The organism is Koromonas humicola, from assembly GCF_059726255.1.
On record NZ_AP040873.1, the window covers coordinates 2,574,987 to 2,597,368 of the forward strand.

16 protein-coding genes and 2 pseudogenes are annotated in these 22,382 nt (G+C 55.5%); 6 read left to right on the forward strand and 12 right to left on the reverse strand.

The features are described from left to right. Positions 1 to 626 precede the first annotated feature (626 nt). The 5 genes from AC6IZD_RS11180 to AC6IZD_RS11200 all read right to left on the reverse strand — a co-directional run bounded on the left by AC6IZD_RS11180 (position 627) and on the right by AC6IZD_RS11200 (position 6,871). Positions 627 to 929, reverse strand: a complete 303-nt coding sequence (locus AC6IZD_RS11180) for a hypothetical protein (RefSeq protein WP_497783398.1) — start codon at positions 927 to 929, stop codon at positions 627 to 629. Between the two features lie 75 nt (positions 930 to 1,004). Then, entirely contained in the window at positions 1,005 to 4,088 is a 3,084-nt protein-coding gene (locus AC6IZD_RS11185) for an efflux RND transporter permease subunit (protein WP_497783399.1), read from the reverse strand. Continuing rightward, on the reverse strand, positions 4,088 to 5,161 hold the full coding sequence (locus AC6IZD_RS11190) for an efflux RND transporter periplasmic adaptor subunit (protein WP_497783400.1): 1,074 nt from the start codon (positions 5,159 to 5,161) through the stop codon (positions 4,088 to 4,090). Before AC6IZD_RS11190 ends, AC6IZD_RS11185 begins: the two co-directional genes overlap by 1 nt. Continuing rightward, positions 5,158 to 6,405, reverse strand: coding sequence for a TolC family protein (locus AC6IZD_RS11195; RefSeq protein WP_497783401.1), 1,248 nt, complete (start codon positions 6,403 to 6,405; stop codon positions 5,158 to 5,160). Before AC6IZD_RS11195 ends, AC6IZD_RS11190 begins: the two co-directional genes overlap by 4 nt. 70 nt (positions 6,406 to 6,475) lie before the next feature. Further along, positions 6,476 to 6,871 (reverse strand): hypothetical protein, encoded by a 396-nt coding sequence (locus AC6IZD_RS11200; RefSeq protein ID WP_497783402.1) that lies wholly within the window; start codon positions 6,869 to 6,871, stop codon positions 6,476 to 6,478. A 317-nt stretch (positions 6,872 to 7,188) separates the two neighbouring features. Between AC6IZD_RS11200 and AC6IZD_RS11205 the strand changes: the two are divergent. The 4 genes and pseudogenes from AC6IZD_RS11205 to AC6IZD_RS11220 form a co-directional block, all read left to right on the forward strand. Beyond that, positions 7,189 to 7,476 (forward strand): annotated as a pseudogene (locus tag AC6IZD_RS11205) (c-type cytochrome); the annotation flags it as partial. A 245-nt stretch (positions 7,477 to 7,721) separates the two neighbouring features. Then, on the forward strand, positions 7,722 to 7,937 hold the full coding sequence (locus AC6IZD_RS11210; protein WP_497787603.1) for a hypothetical protein: 216 nt from the start codon (positions 7,722 to 7,724) through the stop codon (positions 7,935 to 7,937). Further along, complete coding sequence (locus tag AC6IZD_RS11215) at positions 7,937 to 8,425, forward strand: hypothetical protein (protein ID WP_497783403.1); 489 nt, start codon at positions 7,937 to 7,939, stop codon at positions 8,423 to 8,425. Before AC6IZD_RS11210 ends, AC6IZD_RS11215 begins: the two co-directional genes overlap by 1 nt. 2 nt (positions 8,426 to 8,427) lie before the next feature. Further along, on the forward strand, positions 8,428 to 9,558 hold the full coding sequence (locus AC6IZD_RS11220; RefSeq protein ID WP_497783404.1) for a hypothetical protein: 1,131 nt from the start codon (positions 8,428 to 8,430) through the stop codon (positions 9,556 to 9,558). Positions 9,559 to 9,871: 313 nt separating this feature from the next. Here the strand turns inward: AC6IZD_RS11220 and AC6IZD_RS11225 are convergent, their stop codons facing one another. From AC6IZD_RS11225 to AC6IZD_RS11255, 7 genes are all read right to left on the reverse strand, one after another. Continuing rightward, positions 9,872 to 10,624 (reverse strand): GMC oxidoreductase, encoded by a 753-nt coding sequence (locus AC6IZD_RS11225; RefSeq protein ID WP_497783405.1) that lies wholly within the window; start codon positions 10,622 to 10,624, stop codon positions 9,872 to 9,874. Positions 10,625 to 10,689: 65 nt separating this feature from the next. Then, entirely contained in the window at positions 10,690 to 11,187 is a 498-nt protein-coding gene (locus AC6IZD_RS11230) for a hypothetical protein (protein ID WP_497783406.1), read from the reverse strand. Positions 11,188 to 11,335: 148 nt separating this feature from the next. Beyond that, complete coding sequence (locus tag AC6IZD_RS11235; RefSeq protein ID WP_497783407.1) at positions 11,336 to 13,120, reverse strand: gluconate 2-dehydrogenase subunit 3 family protein; 1,785 nt, start codon at positions 13,118 to 13,120, stop codon at positions 11,336 to 11,338. Positions 13,121 to 14,165: 1,045 nt separating this feature from the next. Further along, positions 14,166 to 14,351, reverse strand: coding sequence for a YgaP family membrane protein (locus AC6IZD_RS11240; protein ID WP_497783408.1), 186 nt, complete (start codon positions 14,349 to 14,351; stop codon positions 14,166 to 14,168). A 9-nt stretch (positions 14,352 to 14,360) separates the two neighbouring features. Then, positions 14,361 to 17,609 carry an efflux RND transporter permease subunit gene (locus tag AC6IZD_RS11245; protein ID WP_497783409.1) on the reverse strand — a complete coding sequence of 1,083 codons (3,249 nt, stop codon included), beginning with the start codon at positions 17,607 to 17,609 and terminating at the stop codon, positions 14,361 to 14,363. After that, positions 17,606 to 18,730 carry an efflux RND transporter periplasmic adaptor subunit gene (locus AC6IZD_RS11250; RefSeq protein ID WP_497783410.1) on the reverse strand — a complete coding sequence of 375 codons (1,125 nt, stop codon included), beginning with the start codon at positions 18,728 to 18,730 and terminating at the stop codon, positions 17,606 to 17,608. Before AC6IZD_RS11250 ends, AC6IZD_RS11245 begins: the two co-directional genes overlap by 4 nt. Next, positions 18,727 to 20,085, reverse strand: coding sequence for a TolC family protein (locus AC6IZD_RS11255; protein ID WP_497783411.1), 1,359 nt, complete (start codon positions 20,083 to 20,085; stop codon positions 18,727 to 18,729). The genes AC6IZD_RS11250 and AC6IZD_RS11255 overlap by 4 nt, the downstream gene beginning before the upstream one ends. 580 nt (positions 20,086 to 20,665) lie before the next feature. Between AC6IZD_RS11255 and AC6IZD_RS11260 the strand changes: the two genes are divergently transcribed. Together AC6IZD_RS11260 and AC6IZD_RS11265 are read left to right on the forward strand one after the other, a co-directional pair. Next, positions 20,666 to 21,553, forward strand: a complete 888-nt coding sequence (locus AC6IZD_RS11260; RefSeq protein WP_497783412.1) for a sigma-70 family RNA polymerase sigma factor — start codon at positions 20,666 to 20,668, stop codon at positions 21,551 to 21,553. 226 nt (positions 21,554 to 21,779) lie between these two features. Next, positions 21,780 to 22,091: pseudogene (locus AC6IZD_RS11265) on the forward strand (PadR family transcriptional regulator); the annotation flags it as partial. Between the last annotated feature and the right edge of the window lie 291 nt (positions 22,092 to 22,382).

Sequence of the window (22,382 nt, forward strand, 5' to 3'; positions counted from 1 at the left end):
AGGTTGTATGAGACCTGCAGGCTCCTCAGCTGCGCCGCGTGTGCGGCGCGAAAGCTGCGGTTGAGGAGGATAAAATGCCGAACTGACTGCGTCCGTTGTTCCCTGTTGCCAGTGGCGAGCCACTTTAGTGTGGGTACAAGAGTTCAAGAGGCCTTTGTGGCTTCCATGCCGTAAACAGGGACGGCGATCACTCTCGGACGCCTCCACAGCTGCCAAATGAAAGACGCTGAATCTGAAAAACGTATTCGGGGACAGGTTCAGAACTGATGCCGATTGGATCAATTCCGTACTACGGTATAGCACGGAAAGAAAGGTTGAATCACGGGATATTGGTAGAAATGGTGGACTATATGGAATTCTCGGGAACTACCTAACTCGATTTCATTGAGCTATTTGCAATGAAGTCAGTATGTTGCATGAGATTTCCCAGTCGAGTCCCTTCTTGAGGCCCTCTACCTACGGCAGATCGGATTCAGTTCCCTTCCCTTACCCAGCCCGACCCGGTGCAACTCTCACGTGCCAATAGTTTCCTAATCTCAACGAAATGACCAGAACGATCGGAATGAGAGGAATGTATTCTCTGTAGCTGCCAGCGATACTGCCTACTACAGAATCCCTACAAGCAGTCAGTGTGGCAGGCCCGCAGAGGTCGTATCTGTCTTGCGCGCCTGGCACTCCTTGCCAGGTGCATGAATCCTGATTTTTGTTCCGAGTATGTCATCACCGTTCGAGAGAGCGTTAATTTCCACCAGGTCATTCGCCCGCAGGGCGCCCAAGTCTAGCGGATATTTGCCGCATGTGATCACGCTCGCTTTCGTAATATGAACTGTCCGGTTGGGATGCCATCGCGTACGGAAGGCGAATGCGCCATCACTTACCGAAATGACGCGGCCCTCGTACCACATTTTGTGTCGCTTGATCTGGGGCACATCTAGGCTCCACGAAGGAAGCGCTATGAGTAGCAATGTTAGAAGGGAAAGTACTCTTCTCGACATTGAAACTACCTACCTTTCACTCTGGGGAACGGATTCGGGCTGTTGCTGTGCCATGCGCGATGAGCGCCAAAGGTCGAACGCGGGTAATGCGAGCAGGACAACCGGAATCGTCGTTACCATCGCGCCGACCACTACGCGCGCAAGGGGTTGTTGCGCCTGGGCGCCGATACCGTGCGAGACGGCCGCAGGCAGTAGTCCGAACGCAGCTGCGAGGCAGGCCATCAAGATGGGCCTCATCTCTTCCATGGCGCCATCGCGAATGGCATGAGCAACGGACAGTCCCGCTTGTTGTTCACGCCGTATGGCGCTGAGCAGGACTAGAGCGCCAAGGGTGGCGACGCCGATTGCCGAAGCAAAGCCTACCGCCGCCGAGATACTGAACGGTGTTCCCGTCAGCACGAGGCAGAGTATTCCGCCAGACAGGCTGAGCGGAAGGGTGCCGAGCACAACAAGCGCGTCGGTCAACGAATTGAACGCGAGATAAAGCGTCAGCAGAATCACGCCAAGCGTCACCGGCGCCACAATGCTCAATCGGTGCTGCTCTTTCTTGAGGCTGTCGTACTCTCCCGCCCACTCGTAGTGATAGCCACGCGGAAGCTGAACGTCATTTTCGAGTTGACGCTGCAACTCCTCCATGGTGGTGGAGAGGTCGCGTCCGCGAATGCTGAACTTGATCGGGATATAGCGCCGGTCGTTTTCGCGGTAGATCATGAAGGCGCCATTGCGGATTGAGACAGTCGCAATTTGCGCCAGCGGAATGCGCGAGCCGTCGGCGGTGGGAACGAGGATATTCTTGATCTCCTCCACGTTCTCGCGGAACTCAGGTTTGTAGCGAATGATGAAGTCGAAGCGCCGGTCGCCTTGCAATACCTGCGTGGCCGTGATTCCACCGACTGCGCCCTGTACGGCCGCGTTCACATCGTTCGCCATCAATCCGTAGCGGCTCGCGGCGGAGCGGTCGATAGAGACGACGAGGTTCGGCTGGCCGTTGACATGGAACACGCCGAGGTCGGTGATGCCGGGCACCTTCTGCATCACGGCGGCGATCCGCGTGGCGCGGTCTGTGAGAACGTCGAAGTCGTCGCCGAAGAGCTTGAGCGAGTTCTCGCCCTTAACGCCGGACATGGCTTCTTCAACATTGTCCTGGATGTTCTGCGAGAAGTTGAACACTGCGCCGGGATACTTCTGCATAGCGGTACTCATCTCTTCGATCAGCTTCTCCTTGGTCAACCCGGATGGCCACTCAGAGAACGGCTTGAGCTGCACGGAAAACTCAACGTTGTTGAAGCTGGCGGCGTCGGTTCCGTCATCGGGGCGTCCGACTTGCGAGATGACGCGCGTGACCGGAGCGTACTGGCGAAGGTCGTTGCGGATTTGATCGGCAAGGTTGACCGAGGTCTCGAACGAGACATCCTGCGGCAGCGTGGCACGAACCCAGAGATTTCCTTCCTCGAGCTTGGGCATGAATTCGCCCCCGAGGAATGGCAGGAGCAGGACTGCCGCTATTAGCGGCAACGCGCAAAGCGTGATAGTCATGACCGGCTTGCGATGCACAAAATTCAGTAGCCGCGTATACCTGCGCGAAAGCCAGTGCACAAGGCGAGTGCTGCGGTGCTGCGCAGACTGCCCCCCGTAGGAGGCGAGCACCGGTGTGAAAATGAACGCGAAGCATTGAGCCCCAGCGAGCGCGAAGCCATACGCAATCGACATCGGCCCGAATATCTGTCCTGGGACGCCGCTCATCGTGAACAGCGGGAAAAGTGCGATCACGATGATGAGCACGGAAAACAATACGGGGCGTGCGGTTTCCGCCGCGGCCTCGGCGATTGCTTCGTATTGTGTCTGGTACTCGGGGCGATCTCGCAGACGGCGATGGATCTGGTCGAGGCCGATGATGACGGCATCAACAAGAATCCCGAAGTCAATAGAACCGAGGGAAATCAAGTTCGCCGAACGCCCGGAGATCTCCATCATTCCGAAAGCGAACAGCAATGCGACAGGTATGCTGAGCGCCGCGATGAGCGACATGCGCCAGTCGCCAAGAAACGCAATCAGCAGAACCAGCACAAGCCCGACGCCGATGAGCACGAGGTGACGTACGGTGCTAGTCGTTACCTGGATCAATTGCGTGCGGTCGTAGATGGTCTTGAGCTTCATCCCCATCGGAAGAAGCTTGTCGTTCAATTCCTTGATCTCGTCGTGCAATCCGGCGAGCGCGGGCAGAGACTGTTCGTTCTTTTGCAGCAACACGGTGCCCTGCACGATATCCGCTTCGTCATCGACGCCTACTTTGCCTAAGCGCTGCTGTTGCCCTTCGTGGATTTCGGCAACATCCGAAAGATAGACGGGAGCGCCATTGCGCGCGGCAAGCACTATTCCGCGCATCTCGTCGATGTTCTTGAGAAGTCCCACGCCGCGCACATTCACGTCCTGGCTTCCGAGCGAGAGATAGCTGCCACCCACGTTGGCGTTACTGCTCTGCACGGCGTTCACAACCTGCGACAGCGTGATGTTGTATTGCAACAGTTTGTTGGGATCGACCTCGGCTTGGTATTGGCGCGTGGTACCGCCAAAGATGGTGAGGTCGACGATTCCGGGAACTTGCTTGAGTTCGCGCCGGACGAGCCAGTCAGCGGTGGCCTTGAGTTCGTTTGAGCTGTAGCCGTGGCCGCTCAGTTGGAAACGGTAGATCTCTCCAGTGGCTGACCACGGCGACAATTGCGGTTGCAGCCCGGAAGGAAGTTGCAGCGTCTGCAGACGGTTTAGAACTTCCTGCTTATCCTTAAGGTAATCACTCCCGAATTCGAAGTAGAGCTTCACGTCGCTCAGTCCGAAGATGCTGATCGAGCGGATGTACTGGATGTGCGGCACGCCATTCAGCGTGCTCTCCACCGGCACAGTCACCTGCTGCTCGATTTCTTCCGCCGACCACGATGGGTTTTGCGTGATGACTTCGACCAGCGGCGGCGAGGGATCTGGATAAGCCTCAACGTCAAGTTTGAGGAACGTGTACACACCAGCAATCAGCCAGACTCCCAGACCGATTAGCACGAGCGTGCGATAGCGCAGCAGAAACGTGGTAAATGCGCGCATTACTCGTCTCCCGTTCCGCGCAACAGTGCAGCCCCTTCGCTCACGACGACCTCGCTCGGTTTCAGGCCGGAGGAGACGATGACCTCTGTACTGTTTAGTGAGTTGGTCGAGACAAGGCGGCGCTCGTAACCGCTCGCGCTCTTCACCATCACAGTGCTGTCGCCACCTTCATGCAATACAGCCGAAGCGGGGATGACGAGCACGTCCGTAGCGGGACGACTGAGGTGCAATGCGGCAAACATTTCCGGCTTCAGCTCGCGCTTCGGATTCTCCAGCACTACGCGAAGTTTCGCTGTGCGCGTTTGAGGATCGATTGCATCGGAGATGTTGGTGATCGTGCCCGACCAATGGCGGTCGGTATACGCGCTGACGGAGACCTCAACTGCGGCCCCGGGTCGCACGATGGACAGGTCTTTTTCGTATACGTCTCCGGTAAGCCAGACCTTCGAAAGATCCGCAATGGTGCAGATAGGCTCGGCGTTGTCGGTGGACTTCGACATTTCTCCTGTACTCGCGCCTAGGGCGAGCACTGTGCCGGAGATCGGCGAAACTACTGCCACTTCGTTGCTCGAACCCTTCTCCGAAGCGCCAAGGACACGCATGCGTCCGTGGGCGCGCTCAAGCTCACTGCGGGCTTCGATTTGCGCCGCTTGCGCGTCTTCGAACTCGCGCTCGCTGAGTACTTTGTGATCGAGCAGCAGCTTGGTGCGGCTCAATGCATGTTCGGTGCGCTCGAACTCGGCCTGCGCCTTGACCAGATCGGAGCGCGCTTGCGCAACGTCACCACTTTCGAGTATGGCAACGGTCTGTCCTTTGAAGACGAAGTCTCCAGGGCGCACCGCAACACGAACCAATCTGCCGCCAGCGGGAGGAAAGACGCGCACTACGCGTGCCGGATCGGCCTGCACGCGCGCCGGAAGGTCGAGCGCCTGGCTGACGTGGCGAACCTGGGCCTGAGTGGTCTTGAGCTCCATCTGGCGCGCGGGCGTGGGCTCCTTAGCGGAACTGCGCTTGCAGGATGTGGCCGTCATCAGCGCCGCACAGAACGCGAGAGCGATTAAGAGTCTATTCATGGCAGTAACTCCGTTGCGGAAGCAAAACTGAGCTGGTGGATTGCGGAAAGGGCTTGGGCGTTGGCATTGAGCGCACCGAGGCTCACCTCACGATGGCTGCGCACTGCGTCGAGATAATCAAGCAGGCTCGTCGCGCCGTGCTGGTAGCTGAACGTCACACGCTCGAGTACCGACTGCGAGCGTTTGAGATAGTCGGAAGAGTAGAGCCTCTGACGCTCAAGCGCGGCTTGGTATCCATCCCACGCCTGCTGCACGTCGGAGACGACTTGGAGCCTGACGGCCTCTTCGGCGAGTCGCGCCGATTCGAGGTCGCGTGCGGCACGCAGCTTCTCTCCCTGGTTGCGGTCGAAGATGCGAAGCGGCAAGGAAAAGGTGACGCCGAGTGTGTTGTCAGGCCCGTTGCGCTTGTACTCGGGCTGAACCGTCACGTCTGCCGCGCCGTTCGCCCGCGCCAACCGCGTGTCCGCGAGTGCCTTTGCAGTGCCGAGCACCGCGCCGAGATAATCCGGACGCCGTGATAACGCACTCGCTTGCAATTCCGTCAGAGAGTTTCGCAGCGTAGGCGGAGTGAGGTCGCCTTCCACTTGAAGGCGCGAGGAATCGGATATTCCCAGCAGCGTGGCAAATTGCGAACGCGCCTGCAGCATCGCTGCGCGCGCTGAAAGCAGGTCTGTCTGGAACTGCGCTTCTTCTATCTTGATGCGGTCGAAGTCGGTCTCACTAATGTCCCCGCTTTGAAGGCGGAGCCGGTTGGCCTCAATGACCTGCCCATACTCGCGCAGATTCTCTTCCGCGAGCTTCAGGGTGTCGATGCTCAGCAACAAGTTCACGAAGGCGAGTTTCACTTGCAATTCGAGTTGTCGCTCGTTGTCGCTGACGCCGAGCTGTGCAACTTGCGTTGTGAGTCTGGCATCCTCGATGCGCGCGCCGCGCTTGCCTCCACGCTCGAAGGTCCACGCGAGACTGTTCGTGAACTCCTGCGCGTTGGCGAGATCAAGTCTAGAGGGCTGAAAGACGTTGAAATCCTGGCTTGCCGAAGTGAAAACAGGATTGGGCCGCAGCGCGGCCGTGATTTCTCCGGCTTGGATGGCGGAAGCGTGCGCGCGAACCGAGCGGAACGCAGGACTGTTCTGCCGCGCCCACTGCAACGCTTCGCTGAGTGTAAGCAGACGATCGGGTGTATCTGCCGCCCATGAGCTGCAAGTAGAAAGCAGCACAATGAGCAGCACAAAAGTGCGCTTCATGGAATCTCGTTGTTGGCCCGGGTACGGGCGTGCTCAGTGCAAATAGTTGAACTGGATCAAAAGGAAGAACTTAGGAGAGGCAGACAGGGGGAGGCTTTGAGACTACGGGGCGGAGAAACCCGTCGAGTGGAGCAGGCACAACGTATGATCCGCGAATACCGCCTTCTAGCGAAGGCAGCAAAATGACTAGCAGCAAGAGAAGTTCAAGCGATAACCACAATTGAGGATGTGCAAGCGCGTCGCGATGAAGTTCCGAGAGAACAACTCCCTGAGGATTCTCCTCGCTCGCAAACGTAACCTGCTGCAGATCGTCAGTCATCGAGATCGCGGGAAACAAAACCACCCAAACGCAGAGCACTGCGATGACGAGCAGCCCTCGGCGCGGCGCGCTCTTCCAACGTAGGCCGGCCGCAACGGCGATCGCCATCGCGAGCGTGAACCAAACGAGGTTGAACAATAATTCCATTCCGACTCAGTTTACACCACTGAAAAGTAGCTGACGAGGCACTTATGCCCTGTTTTGCTGTATTTGATGTTGCTGACACACAAAGGTTGCGAGAAGATCCTCGGGACATTGCGGACACAAACCAACGCTCGCGTTCGAAAGTCTGGTCCCAATCTTTCGACACCGGTGTCGCCCTCCTCAATCAGACCATAGCTGTCATAACGGGCCCCAGACTTCAACGCACTCTGGAGAGCAGCAACCTCCCTCTTTCTCTACGCGTCCAAATTAGCTATTGTGCAAAGCCTGCCATGGACGTCTGCATGAAGAAGGCCGCGCTCATGCTCATTTTGGCGGCGCTGGTTGTGTCTACTCCTGCCGCCGCCCAGTATCTCTCTCATTCCTTCCATGCTGATACGTCCCATGGGGCGCAGATCTACAGATCCGCTTGCAGTTCGTGTCATGGCAATGATGGGAAGGGCACACCACAAGTGCTCAGCGGGTTCAAGCGTGCGGACACATTCCCGGATTTCACTCGTTGCGATCAGACCACAGCCGAGGTGGACACAGCGTACCTGGCAGTAATTGAACAGGGTGGTCCGTCTCGAGGATTCTCGCAGATCATGCCCGCGTTTGGAGAAGCGTTAAATCCGAAAGACATAGCGGATGTCGTTGCATATGTCCGGCAGTTTTGCGGAAACCGCCACTGGCCGCGAGGTGAGTTGAATCTTCCGCGCGCGATCCTTACAGAGAAAGCCTACCCGGTGCTGACCTCCCATTTCGCACCAGCGTTGCGCCGCAATCGCTGTTCTTCAATTCCGCCATCGGCCAAAGCCTGGCAGCAAACCACGGACTTGGACGCCTCTGGTCTCCCATGGTTGAATTCCTCGCCGCCCGAGATCTGGCAACAGGTGCTAAAACCGATTGGGACGTACTCCCAGAGGTGCAGGTTACACTCAGCCGCCGCCAGCACGTACGCGCAAACCTTGGATTTCGTGTGCCGTTCACTGACACTGCAGCTCGACAGAAGCAGGTCGTCTTCTACTTACTATGGGATTGGCAGGACGGCAAACTGACGGAAGGATGGTAATGAAACGCAAACTCATCGCCCTTGCCATGCTTTTCGCAGTGTCGCTCTTCTCTGCCCAGGTGCTAAAGAGTGGCGAACGTCACGACAGCCCCAAGCCTGAGTTTCACACCTCAGACCGATGCATGGCCTGTCACAACCAGCTGACTACACCCGCGGGACGCGACGTTTCAATCGGCATCGACTGGCGCGCGAGCATCATGGCAAACTCCTCGCGCGATCCTTACTGGCAAGCCAGCGTCCGGCGAGAGACCATCGAGCATCCTGAAGCCACTCGCGATATTGAGGACGAGTGTTCAGTCTGCCACATGCCTGTTAAGCGGTATCAGGCAAAAACACAGGGGCAAAAGGGAGAAGTATTCGCATTCCTTCCTTTCAGCCAACAGCGCAAAGGGGCGGCAGCAGCCGAAGACGGCGTTCCTGTACCGTCTGCCACCAGATCACGAAAGATAAGCTTGGGACGCGGGCAAGCTTCAATGGCGAATTTGTAGTCATGCACCCAGCGGGCAAGAATGACCGTCCCGAGTACGGTCCGTTCGCCATTCCCCCCGGTCATCAGCGCATCATGGACAGCTCGACGGGCGGATTCAAACCTGTCGAAGCGCAGCACATTCGCGATTCAGCGCTGTGCGGCTCGTGCCACCAGTTGTACACAACTGCACGCGGGCCAGGAGGCAAGCCTATCGGTTACTTGCCCGAGCAGATGCCCTACCTTGAATGGCTGCACAGCGACTACCCAGCCAAATATAGCTGTCAGCAGTGCCACATGCCGGAGGTGCACGAACCGGTGAACATCAGCTCCGTCCTCGGTACTCCCCGTGAAGGACTTCATCAACACGTCTTCTTGGGCGGCAACTTCTTCATGCCGCGAATGCTGAACCAATACCGCAGCGAACTCAGCGTCGCGGCGCTTCCACAGGAGTTGACCGCCGCGTTCGACGGCACTCTTGCTTTTCTGCAGAAACAGGCCGCTCGCGTCGAAATCAGAGATAGTCGTACTGTTGCGGGCAGGCTCGAGATGGACGTCTTCGTCGAAAATCTCACCGGACACAAACTCCCGACTGCGTTTCCGTCGCGCAGAGCATGGCTGCACTTCGTCGTGAGAGATCGTGATGGACAAACTGTGTTTGAGTCAGGCGCACTCCATGCCAACGGATCGATCCAAGGAAACAAGAATGATGCGGACCCGAGCCTTTATGAACCGCATTACCGGAAGATTACGAGCGGAAGCCAAGTTCAGATTTTCGAATCGATTCTCAAGGATTCGGAGAACCATGTAACAACTGGCCTGCTTGCCGCGATTGGCTATCTCAAAGACAATCGTCTGCTGCCCTCGGGATTTGATAAGCAGAGCGCCGGGAAAGATATTGCTGTCGTAGGAGCAGCAGCTGCGGATCCAGCATTCGCCGCCGGTGGTGACCTGGTCACATATTCTGTTCCAGTCGCAGAGGACAAAGGACCGTTCCATATACAGGTTGAACTTTGGTATCAGCCCATCGGCTTTCGCTGGGCGCACAATTTAACGCCGTACAAAGCTACCGAGCCACAACGGTTTGTAAGCTACTACAACTCCATGGCCTCCACCACCGCAACCGTCCTTGCACGCGCCGAGATTACAAAATGAGTTCCTGATCGGAATATATGCGCAGCCCCACTCGGCCTACACAGGCACTGAATCTGCGGAACTTCAAGATGCTCTGACGCCCTGAGTTCCTTGAACTTACTATGCGATACCAAACTCGTCGGCCATTCTTTCGAGCGGCATACTTGCCGACTTACCGGTAATGCGAGTTTTCCGTTTCCACGCGGCATAGCCGACTCGATCCACCTTTTGCGCAATTTAGCTTTGAGTGTGATTGAACCAATGTCCGTTTTGCAGCGTCATTCAGGGATGGGAATAAGGAGAGAGTCGCTAGGCATTGATGATCTTGTCGTATTCAGGTGAGTCGAGGAACACCCTTTCCCCAAGTCTCGGGCGGCGCAAGATTGGGGCGGAAGCGAGGTCGCTCCGTGTCGCGGCGATTGGACGAAAAGATGGCCGTTCCTTGGGAGATCAGGTAGTCAGCAGTTCTTGCCGCGAGCGCCTGGATGGTTAATCCCGGATTCGCCGAGCCTTGCGTGGGCATCACGCTTCCGTTGCAGACGAAAAGGTTAGCAATGTCATGTGTCCGGCCGTATTTGTCCACGACCGAGGAGCGCGGATCATCTCCCATTCGCGCGGCACCGACCAGATGAGCGTAGCGGGCTTCCTGCACGACTTCTTTTGCTCCGGCCGCCCACATTACTTCCATGACTTTGTTTTTGCCGAACTCGATCAGCTTGTTGTCGTTTTCGTGCAAGTTAAACGTTACCTTCGCGACGGGGATGCCGAAACGATCCTTCTCTTGCGCAAGTTCGACGCGATTCTCGGGCCAGGGGAGGATCTCGCCAAGTAGGGCGATGGCAGCCCAATGGTTGTAGTCCATCATGGTGCGGCGCATGCCCCAGCCCCATGCGCCTTTCGCGACCATCATCTGCTTGGCAAATGCTATGGGCAATGGCCCCACTGTTTGTATGGCAAATCCTCGGGCGAAGCCTCGTTTGGGATCAGTTTCATAAAACTCTTCTGTCAAGGCATGCGCGGGCGGGGCCTTATACATGCGAACGAGTTCATCAAAGCGGCCCAGGACGATGTTGCCTGCCTGCGCCATGAGATAACGACCGACAGTACCGCTGGAATTCGCGAGACCAGTATCAAAACCCGGACAGGCGGAATTCAGCCATATGCGCCGGAGAGGATCGCCACTGGTCCGCCGACGCTGACTCCGATGCCGAGCTTTGTGCATCCGCGGATTAGAACATCGCCTACGCCGCCCATTGGATGGGGACCATAGGGATAGCCGTGCGGATCGCCCCACGGATAGTAAGCGGGGCCAGCCACCGGCATCTCGAGTTCAATTTGTTCGTAATATGGTTTCAGGTCGTCGTAGCTGATCGGCCAATCGACGGCGACTCCATCTTCGGAATGAACGCGGAAGTCCGACGGATGCAGCCTTGGGGTGAAGGCGGCCCAGTGAACCGATCCTCCGCCAACGCCGCGTCCACTGTTGTTGGCTCCGAGGGCGAGCGGATCCTTGCCACCCGTGATGCGCAGATCCTCCCAATACAACTGGTGCGATCCAGCTTCGTCGCTGACCCAGTCACGTTCTGTATCCCAGAAAGGTCCGGCCTCAAATCCAATGACTCGGAAGCCAGCGCGAGCAAGCCGCTGCAACAGGACGCCACCTGCAGAGCCGAGCCTATGATGCAGTAGTCGACTTCTTCGTTTTCGGAATACCTCTTCATCGGCACGTCGATGTGCTGTATCGGGCCGAGCATATGCCGATTCGGCGGTGCACCGAATTTCCCGAACAGGGGCGACTTCAATGCGTCCCTCCCTGTCCGGGCGTGCCGCGGTGCTCGCTCTCTCCCGCGATGAATTCATAAGTTTCGGAAACGGAGTCGGGCGGTGCCTCCCACTCATATCTCTGTTCATCCACCTCCCAAGGTTCTGCCTCGCCACGTTCCAAGCGCATGTAGCCACGGGGATACGCTGGGCCACCATAGCCGATTTCATTCCACGCCAAGGGATGCGCGTAGTAGACATCAACACAGTCTTGCACCAGCAGCATCCAGTACCGATGCGCGGGCATTTGCTTCCAAATTTCCGTGGCCGCCGGTGGATTGCCATCGTGAATAGACTTCAGTACACGTTCCTGCTCCGAGGGTGAGATATCGAGGAAGCTTGCCCTATATAGATGATGAGCGATTTGATCGATAGCCTTGAGTCCAAGTCGGTGCGCTTCTCGGTCCGGAGGCATTGACTCGTAGCGATAACCGTCAATTCGTCCCTCATGCAGGCGCTTGTCGATGAAAGGCATGATGGGGATCTTGTGCTCCTCATCCCGATCATCTTGGGGAACGATTCGATCGCATACTGCCGTCAGCAGCTGCGCTTCCTCGGCGGAGAAGAAGCGAATCGCAGGAGTGTTCTTTACGCGTTCGAGTACGACTTTGCGGGTGGCTTCGTCCCAATATTTCTGTTGGGAGAGGGTGCTATAACCGGGATAGTAGCCCGGCTGCGCCATCGGCTCTATCGAGATGCCGGTCTTTGGATTTACCGGCAATGACTCGCGACGCATCTTGGCTGGAGTCGTCATGACTCTCTCCTGAGCAGGCTGGCTAGGAGTCCCAGGAATCCAGAAGAGGCGAACAGAAGCGGTGCGAAGATTGGCGGTCCGTACATGACGTTGTAGAACGGCATCTTTAGTCCACCGGGACGGCGAACGACTCCCAGTGCGTGGTAGTAGAAGCCCAGTGCACCATCTGCGATGGCCAAGGCAGACATCGCGGGCAGCCAGGTGTGAGAGGCGTGGCGGCTCTTCATGGCCAGCAATGGCCGAGCACATCAACGCTGGCGCAATGATCACGGGCGTCCACTGCATTTTGAAACGAAAGTTGTTTTTGTAGTGTGAGTACAGCGCTTCAATGCCGCTGAAGCAAGCCGAGGCGGCAGTAGCAACCGCCATGTGCTTCTGGAATCGTCCCTCTCGCAGATCCTGTTCCCAACTGATCTTCTCGTGTTTGGCATCACGACGGAGATAGGTGGCCCAACTTTTCTGGTGAGCGGCTATCGGGACGCGCTCTTCTCTTGGATCGCCCTCGCGCCGGAGATAGCACGCAATCAGCCCAAGGTAAGCACTGGTACCGAACAGAAGAGGCGCGAGCACGGGCGGTCCCATCACCACGTTCACAATTGGGATTCGCCACCCACCCGGCTTGCGTTGGATTCCACGGACGTGGAAGTAGAAACCAACGGCGCCGTCGGCCAGCGTGAGCACCGAGACAGCGGGTAAGAGCGTTTTAGCTGCTTCCTTGCTCTTGCAAGCAGCTATCCCTGCGCCGAATAACGCAGCGCTGAGGATCACCGGCGTGTACATAATCCGCCGACTGTAGCTCCCCCGATAGTGCTCGTAAGTGACCTCTAGTCCGCTCAGGATACTGGATAGCCCGGCAATCAGAGAAAGACCCCGCTGGAAGCGTCCCTCCCGGATGTTCTCGTCGGCGGTTTCCGCCACTTTCAGCAGATTGAAGCCAACGCGATCTCTGCCTGGAATTGGTGTTGGCTCGGCATCTCGATGCTTTGACGGACTTGCAGTTGCTGCCACCTAGACGACCTCCCGGACTTTGTCCGACGGCAACGATTTTCAGTATTTCGCATTCGCCGTCGCGAGGGTTCTCAAAGAGAGAACTGCTTGTCGTCTCGCGAAAGCTGCATAAATCGCCTTGGAACAGACTGGATCAATCACGCCCAAAATGGCTCAGCAGAAAATCAGTGCGTAGTGATGGACTACGCTTTCGGGTCAGTGGAGAAGGTATCATGAAGCGGATCAAGGAAATCATCGAGGTCGCGTTCTCTGTGTCAGCGCGCTGCCATCAGCCGCGATGGTGGCACATGACCGCGCTGTACTGAGTAGGCTTCAACAGAATCATCAACTCACCTACTGACGCTGTCGAGTCTCTTCTCGAACTACACGGCCTCATGGAAGATCGAACTGTGATCCTAAAGGTACTTCCCTTCCCACGTGCCAATAGCGTGCCAAATCTCAACGAAATGACAGGAACGAGCGGAATGACCGGAATGTGTTCTCTGTAACTTACACATTGTGCGACGACTTAAATGGTTCAACTCCCCTCACCTCCACTAATTTTCAAATTCACTCATATAGCGCAGAACCCCGCAGGAATCCTCATTCACTCTTGTGCAACTGGCGGATGATTGCTTATGCAAACGAGTTTTCGCTAACTATCTTGTTATTTTTGGGAAAGGCATGCCTTAAGTGCTTGGTGCCTGTTTTGGTGCCTGTTGGATCTTGGATTCTATGCACCGCAATGCAACTTCATGCACTCACGATGCCTATGTATTCCACTGATTTTATTTGGTTTATTCATTACCATGCAGCCCCGTGCAGCTTCCTGCAAATCCCCATGGATCGGACTTAAAATCCGCAGACTCGAAAGAGTTGTGGGGGTTCAAGTCCCCCTCCCGGTACCAGAAAACGAAAGAGTTATCCTGCTAATGACCGCTGAGACCGAGCGGCCATTATTTTGGGTGCCTGTTCGTGGTTTTGGTTTCGCATTGGCTTGATTTGCCGCCGCCGTGATTCTGTGAATTCTCCACCTGGAGCACTGTGGGTGTATTGTGGCGTGCAATCAACGTAGCCCACACTTTCTCAGAAAGTACATCGCCGGGCACCAGTTTGTGAACGCCGACTGAAACAGGTTCAGTCCAACGAACGCAGTGAGCCAGTACCAGTTGTGATTGACCGTCATTCCCAGCGTGACCGAGATGAGAATGACGACTCCCGCCAGAAATCTCAAACCGCGTTCCACAGTCATATGAACTCCTTACTCGAATGTCAAAGCGGGTGACACAGCTTTGGTGGATTGCTGAATCCTCGATTCAACCATGTAGTAGAGAACAGGGACTGCCATTCGAGAGAGGAGCGTAGATGCAACCTCTCCCGCCATCAACGATAAGGCGAGTCCTTGGAAAATTGGATCCGAGAGAATCACGCTTGCACCAACTACGACGGCTGCAGCCGTCAGTAGCATGGGCCGGAACCGAACTACACCTGCATCGACTACTGCGTCCGCCAGTTCCATTCCCTGTGAACGACGAAGCTCAATGAAATCGACAAGGATAATGGAGTTCCGGACGATGATGCCGGCTCCCGCGATAAAGCCAATCATCGATGTGGCGGTGAAGAATGCACCCATTATGGCGTGAGCGGGCAGTATCCCGACAAGGGTCAGTGGAATAGGCGCCATGATCACCAGCGGAATGATGAACGATCGGAACCACCCTACAACAAGCACATAAATGAGGACCATAGCTCCGGCAAATGCCAGACCAAGGTCGCGGAATACTTCGATCGTGATATGCCACTCGCCATCCCATTTCATGGCGTAGTGTTCCGTCGAGTCCGGTTGAACGGCGTTGTACCTTTGCAGGGTGTACCCAGCCGGGAGTTTCAGGTGCTCGAGCGCCTCGTTCATCTTGAAGATTGCGTAGACGGGGCTCTCCGTTTCGCCAGCAACATCCCCCGTCACGTACACGACGCGCTTCATGTTCTTGTGATAAATACTGGGCTGCAGCGTGGTGACTACGGGCTTAGTTATCTCGCGTAGAGAGACGAGTGAACCGTCAGAGCCTGTGAGCTTTGTGCTTTCAATAGCATCAATTGACGACCGATCCGCACGTGTCATGCGGACAGTGACAGGGACATCCTCACGTGATGCGGGTGAATGCAGAAGACCTACACTCTTTCCATTCAGCAGAGTTGAAAGCGCATCGCTGATAACCGACGCCGATATTCCATGGAGCGCTGCCTTCTCTTGGTCAACTTCCAGGTTGACTTGCGACTGGGGATCTTCAACGTACCAGTCCACGTCCACTACGCCAGGAGTCTTTTGGAAGATTTGCTTAACTCGAGTCGCTACGTCGGTCTGCCCATTAAGCTCTGGCCCATAGACTTCGGCTACCAAGGTCTGTACGACTGGTGGGCCAGGCGGAACTTCGCTTACCTTGATTCGCGCTCCAAACGGCTGAGCGATCCTCTGCAATTCGGGGCGAAGTCGCTTGGCAATGTCATGGCTCTGGATGCTCCGTTCCTTTATGGGCAGAAGGGTTACCTGAATGTCTGCCTGGTTTGCCTTGCTGCGAAGGTAGTAGTGCCTGACTAGGCCGTTGAAGTTGTAGGGACCAGAAGTTCCCGCATACAACTGGTAATTTGCCACTTCAGGTTGCTGGCTTAGGTATTGCCCGAGCGCCTGCCCGACACGGGCGGTCTGCTCCAGAGTCGTTCCGTTGGGCATGTCAATGATGACCTGAAACTCGCTCTTGTTATCAAAGGGCAGCATCTTCACTTTCACGAGCTTGAGCGGAATGAGAGCGACAGCCGCCAGTAACAGACATACAACCGCGAGAATGAACACATTTCGCCATTTTGCCGAGTGGACCATCGGTGTCATGAAACGCCGGTACAGCCTTGTTGCCCAGTCTTCTTTCTGGTGCGAGGCGTGCTTCGAACTGGTTGCGGTGTATCGCAACAAGCGGAGCGATGCCCAGGGAGAAACCACGAAAGCAACCAGCAGGGAGAACATCATTGCGGAAGACGCGCCGACCGGAATGGGCATCATGTATGGCCCCATCAGCCCATGTACGGTGGCCATCGGAAGGATCGCTGCGATCACTGCGAAGGTGGCGAGAATGGTCGGATTGCCAACTTCGGCAACGGCTTCGACCGCCACTTCGCCCAAATGACGTCCTTTGTTTTCCGGGAGTCGGAAGTGTCGAACGATGTTTTCGACCACTACAATGGCATCGTCTACCAGTATGCCAATGCTAAAGATGAGTGCAAACAGAGTGACACGATTGAGCGTGTACCCGAGCAGATAGAAGATGCCCAGTGTAAGTGCTAGCGTTACCGGAATGGCCAACAGTACGACACCGGACTCTCGCCAGCCCAGGAATACTGCGATCAATAGAGTGACGGAGAGGGTCGCCAACAAAAGATGCTTCAGCAGTTCATCCGACTTAGCCTTCGCCGTCTCGCCATAGTTTCTGGTGGTTGTGATGTTGAGATCGGAGGGCAGAGAGGTGCGCTTCAGCTCCGCTATCCTCTCCAAAACATGATTGGCGATGTTGGTCGCATTTGTGCCTTTGCGCTTTGCGACAGTGACCGTGACGGCTGGAAGCTCTGTTCCTACTTGCGCACGGGAATCAACGAGTAATGAACCTCGACCGATTCCGTACTCTACATATGTTGTGGGATCAGTCGGGCCATCGATGATCTTGTCGGCAACATCACGCAACAAAACAGGACGATTACCGCTTGCCCCAACTACTACCTGCTCGACATCTTCGCGACGAGTGAACATGGATCCCGCATCCAGCCTGATCTGCTCGTTTCCCGTCGAAAATTCACCTGCTTCCAATTTGGCGTTCGCGGACTGTAGTTTAGCGACTATGGCGGAGGGGGCCAGCGAGTAGGAGGCAAGCTTCGATGCACTCAAGTCCACACGCAACGTGCGAGGTTGACCTCCCAGAAGGCGGGTCTCCGATACATCATCCACCTGCTTGATTGAGTGCTCCAGTTCAGATGCGATCTGTCGCAGTTGATACGAGTCGTAATTCTTCCCCCACAAGGTTAGCGAAAGAATTGGCACATCATCGATTGACCGTGCCTTGACTATCGAAGGAGATGCACCTGGTGCCATACGATCGAGATTCGCATAGATCTTGCTGTAGACCTTGATGAGTGCGTCTTCCTGCTTGGTTCCAACATAGAAGCGCACGATAATGAGACTCGTTCCCGGACTGGATGTCGAATAGACATACTCGACCCCGGGAATCTCCCGCAAAATCATCTCCAGTGGAGTCGTTACTCGCTGTTCAACTTCTGTTGGGGATGCGCCCGGCATAGCGGTCATCACATCGAGCATTGGAACCACGATTTGAGGTTCCTCTTCGCGGGGAATTTCCAGAACGGCCACAATGCCGAGTAGAAGCGCTGCCACGATGGCGAGAGGCGTTAATTTCGAGTTGATGAACGCCTTTGCGATTCGGCCTGCGATTCCAAATTGGCTGCTCATTGCTGAACCTCTATTCGCTTGCCGCTAAGTTCGCGTTCTCCAGGCGAATCTATTACCGTTTCACCCACACTAAGCCCAGATGTGACTTCGATCTGGTCGTTGTTGGAATTCCCGGTCGAGATATAACGCAGTCCTGCGACGCGATTCGGGCCCATCACGTACACACTTTGCATTGAGCCACGAGTAATGACAGCCGAGCGGGGAATCAGCAGAGCATTCTTTGTGGCGCCGCGTTGCAACAGTGCATGTCCAAACATTCCACTGCGTAGTGAAGCGACGGGGGGCAAGCTGATCTTTACAAGGAAACTTCTGCTGGCGGGATCGGCAGCCGGAAGGATTTGTGTGACTTTGCCGTCGAGCCTAGAGGTTCCAAGCGTCTCAACCATGACGGGGATTATTGAGCCAATGCGAACTTCGGACACAAGCGACTCGTCAACCGCAGCTTCGAGACGCAGTGGACCGCCTTTCTCAATCAACAGAAGTGAAACCCCCGGTGCTGCAACTGTTCCTGGATCAACTTTTCGTTCAGTCACAATCCCGTCGAACGGAGCGCGGATTCGGGTATATCCCAGCATCGTGCGGGCAGATGCTTCCGCCGCCTTGGCTTCATTCTGCTGCGATCTCGTCATTTCGAGCCGTGCGGAAGCAGAATTGGACCTAGATTGAACCTCATCGAATTCCTGTGGACTGACGCTCTTCTCTGCTTTAAGAATCTCGAACCGCTTGAGAGTGCTTGCGGCCAAAGCCGCATCGCTCTTTGCTACGGCAATCTGCTGTTCAGACGCCAGAACAGATGCGTGCGCGCGGTTTAGCTGTGAAGCTAATTGAGAATCATCAATAGTCAGAAGAACTTGCCCTGCCCGGACGTGATCTCCCTCGCGCACAGCCACGTTTGTGACAGTCCCCATCACTTGGGCAGAGAGAGTTGCAGATTCGTTTGCTCGGACTGTACCGACTACATCAACGGTTTCAGGTATGACTTTACTTGTGGTCTGAAATACGCGAACGCCACCTACAAGCTCTGGGGCAGGAGCGGGCGCTTGCTTCTTGGAACAGGCACTCAGTCCGACAACGGCCAACAGGGCGACTGAAAGAGAGTAGAGCTTTCGAGAGTTCGTCATTGGAACATCCTCACCTGCTCCGGAGTCAAGCTCCCGGTAGCTAAACGAAGTGCAGCAAAGCTGAGCGCGTTTTGATAGACGGCCTGCCAATATCCGCTCTGGCTTTGGCGTTCCGCGTCTTCAGCTCGTAGTACATCGGTCAGAGTTGCCATTCCGGCGTCATAGCGATTGCGAAGTATGCGGAGGCTTTCGCTGGCTTGCGCCAGAGTGCTGCGAGCGACCTCAATGGTTTTCGCGGCTGACTGATGGCTGTAGTAAGCGCGACTGACCTCAACCCGGACCAAGGTTCTCGCCGTCGCTTCAGTAGCCTGCATTCTCATCAACGACGCCTTTTGTTGCTCCAAGCGGCTTCGCTTTTCAAACGGAAGCAGATCTACACGAAGTTCGGCGCCCGCAAGCCAACTGCTTCCCCCGACTCCGGCGAAGCTGTGCCTGTCTGTTTGCCACGATCCAAAGGTGTCTACACGTGGACCAAACTCGGACTTCACCGATCTAACCGCCGACTGCTGTGCGCTTACCTGCAGTGCGAGCCCCTTGAGATCTGGTCGATTCTCCATGGCCTGATCTATTTCTTCCTCTAAAAGAACTACAGGAAAATCGTGCTCGGTAAGTTGCTCAACTGTGCGGGAGCCTTTCGGTACCACGACTCCCATTGCTGCATCGAGCTCGGCCCATGCAGACTGTTCCGCTCCCTGCGCGCGAATGAGTTCTTGCTGCCGCGACGCGAGATTCACTTGCGCCGAGAGCGCATCCGACTCAACGCTGAATCCTGCAGTCACTCTCACTCGACTTTGGTTATAGAGTGCCTGTGCAGTTTCGACCGCGTGTGATGCAACTTCAACATCGCGCGCGGCGATCAGGATGGCTTGGTACGCAGTCACAACATGATAGATAGTCTCTTGGTCCGTTCGACCTTTTGAAGCTTCTGCGCTCTGCTTCAGTTTCGATGCCCTTGCGATCTGACGCTGAGTACGAAGCGAGTCGAACATCGTCCAACGAGCAGAAAAAGCACTTGAGAAGTTTTGCAGTGGAGATGGACGGTTCAGACTATTCAGACTGAAGTCGGATTGCTGGAACACTTGCTGGCGCAGCTTCGTTCCGAAGGCATATACGGGATCATTTCCGCCTGTCAGGTTCTCAGAAAAGCTGATCTGGGGTAAGAGAAGTGCGTTTGCCTGTGACCCACTGGCATTGGCTAGGGCGATATCAGCCGCAGCCAATTTCGTCGCCGGGCTTTGATCAAGCGCTACTTCGACCGCCCGTTGCAAGGTCAACTTCTCCTGCTGCGCTTCGAGCGATGCCGCAAGTAGAGGAATGAGCAGCATCAGAATTTGGGTTCGTAAAGTGATTGCCATCGCTTATCAGCCTCCAGTCGGAAGCTTCTGAGCTAATAAATGCAATGGACATCCTGCGCGTTACAGCACGGAACGAAGTAATTGTATTTTTGAAACGAAGTTCAAAATGACAGCAGACGATATTGGAGGATGAACTGAGGGCATTCAATGCATTTTGAAATAAAAGGTCAGCAATGAAGTTCCAGAACGCCGAACATGATCTGATGCGGCAAAGCCATAAGTGCTCTGAGTGCATTCGTGGCACGCCAGTGCGGGTGCCGCGACTGATATGATGGGTCACCTTTCAGGCACAATCTTCGTTCCAGCGCGTCGAGGTCACTTCGCAACTGCTGAAGCAAACTCGGCACTGGATCTGAGTAAGCGCGCTACGAACTTGGCTCAGCTCAATTGTCGAACTGAGCCAAGCCCAGGTACTGCAGACTTAAGCGGAAATCATTCTTCTGGCCAGGCACCGCAAGCACATTCGCATTCGCCCCCGACCTGACGGTGAAGCTCGTCTTCCTCGGGTTTTCTCAAACGTTCGTTCTCGGGTATGGCAATGTTCTAACGCGAGATACTTGCGTGATAGCCTATGACAGCTATGCGATCTGACGTTGTCAAAGCATTTGAGCTACTTCGAGCTGGCGAAGTAGCCGACATAGAACAGGCACTGGAGCTTTTGCAGAGGACTGTGTTTTCATTCAGCATGAACGTCTGCGGACATCGTGAAGACGCCGAAGACACAATGCAAGATGTACTGCTGAAATCCATACCTTACCTTCGCAAGTTCGATACTCCAAAGGCTCTCACTACCTGGCTCTACACTGTTGCGAAAAATCGATGCTGGATGTCTCGCCGCAGGAGCAAGTTTGCTCCAAAAGAGCATCTCTCGCTGGAAGAACTGATGCCTGATGAACAGGAACTAGATCGACTGGCAGAACTTGCCTCACATGAACCATCACCGGAAAAGTCTGCAATAGCCATGCAAGACAAGGCGGAACTCCAGCAAGCCATCTTGAACGTGCCTGCTGCATACCGGCTTGTGCTTGTGCTGCACGACATGGAAGAGCTTTCAACCGAGGAAATTGCTCAGATCCTAAAGCTGACAGAAGGGAATGTGCGTGTACGTTTGCACCGTGCCAGGCTCTTCCTCCGTAAAGAACTTTCGCATGCAACTCTCTCCTCGCACAATCAACAACGACTAACACCTTCCGGGGCGTCTCACTTGTCTGCCCGATCCAGGAACTGCAAGCAGATATTCTCCAGCCTTTCAGAGTATCTGGATGGCGCGTTGAACGAAGAGCTGTGTCAGGAGTTAGAGCGCCACATGAAAGGATGCAAGCCTTGCGAAGCTTTTCTTGCCAGTTTGCGAATTACCATAGAACGGACGCGTTCTCTAGCAGATGAGGTACCAACAACAGGAAGTTCGAGTGAGGTTCGCTCCCGAGTCGCACGAGAATTGTCGAAGAGAAGATCGGCACACAAATAGGCCAGATATCTAGTCCTCAGCCCTTTCGCCTCGAACAACTCGTCTAGTTTCTGTATTCACTCCCTGCAGAGCACCCACCAGTGGTGGCGGAATAGCACGGGCGCCGACTAGAAAACAGCATCCCGCACACACCCCAACGGCTATGCTTGCACTTGCGCAATGGGGAACGTCTATCGCATCTTGGAGCCAGTTCTTCTGTACATGCTAAGGAGCGGGGAAAACGTATGGATATGAGCTCGCGACCAGCCTGCAAGAGCATGCGCTCACCGATGCAGAGGTTGAAGGCGCAGCCATGTACCGCACGTTGCGAAGGGTGGAAGAACATCGGTACGTCAAATCAACATGGGATGCCCAGAGCAAGGGCCCAGCACGTCGGGTGTACTCTCTCACGAAGGGCGGCCGTAAGCATCTTGATGAATGGTCTCAAGTGCTGGATAACCTATCGGAATCCATGAGTGGCTTCGTTGCGAAAGTGCGAAGTAATGCTGCGGACGTCTCCAATCAAAAGCGCTCTACTAACGGCAAAGCCCTCCTTTAGTCTACACGCGTATCCATCCAGAACTAATCAACGCGAGTGATGCCCCGCCGATCATTGCCCAGAGCACTAGCCCTTGCAGAAATGGTCGAATCCCAACCTCTATTAGCGTGTGTCGACAGTCCACTGCCAATCAGAAACAACGTTACAGTCAAGCCAATGACGCCAAGATGAGCAAGGCTTGGATAGATCCCTCACAATCGACCGCTGCGCCAGCTTGTTGCCACTTGCATCCACCGCGGTCACGTAACAAAACCTCTGGTGAAGATCGCCCCCTACGTGGATCATCGGCGT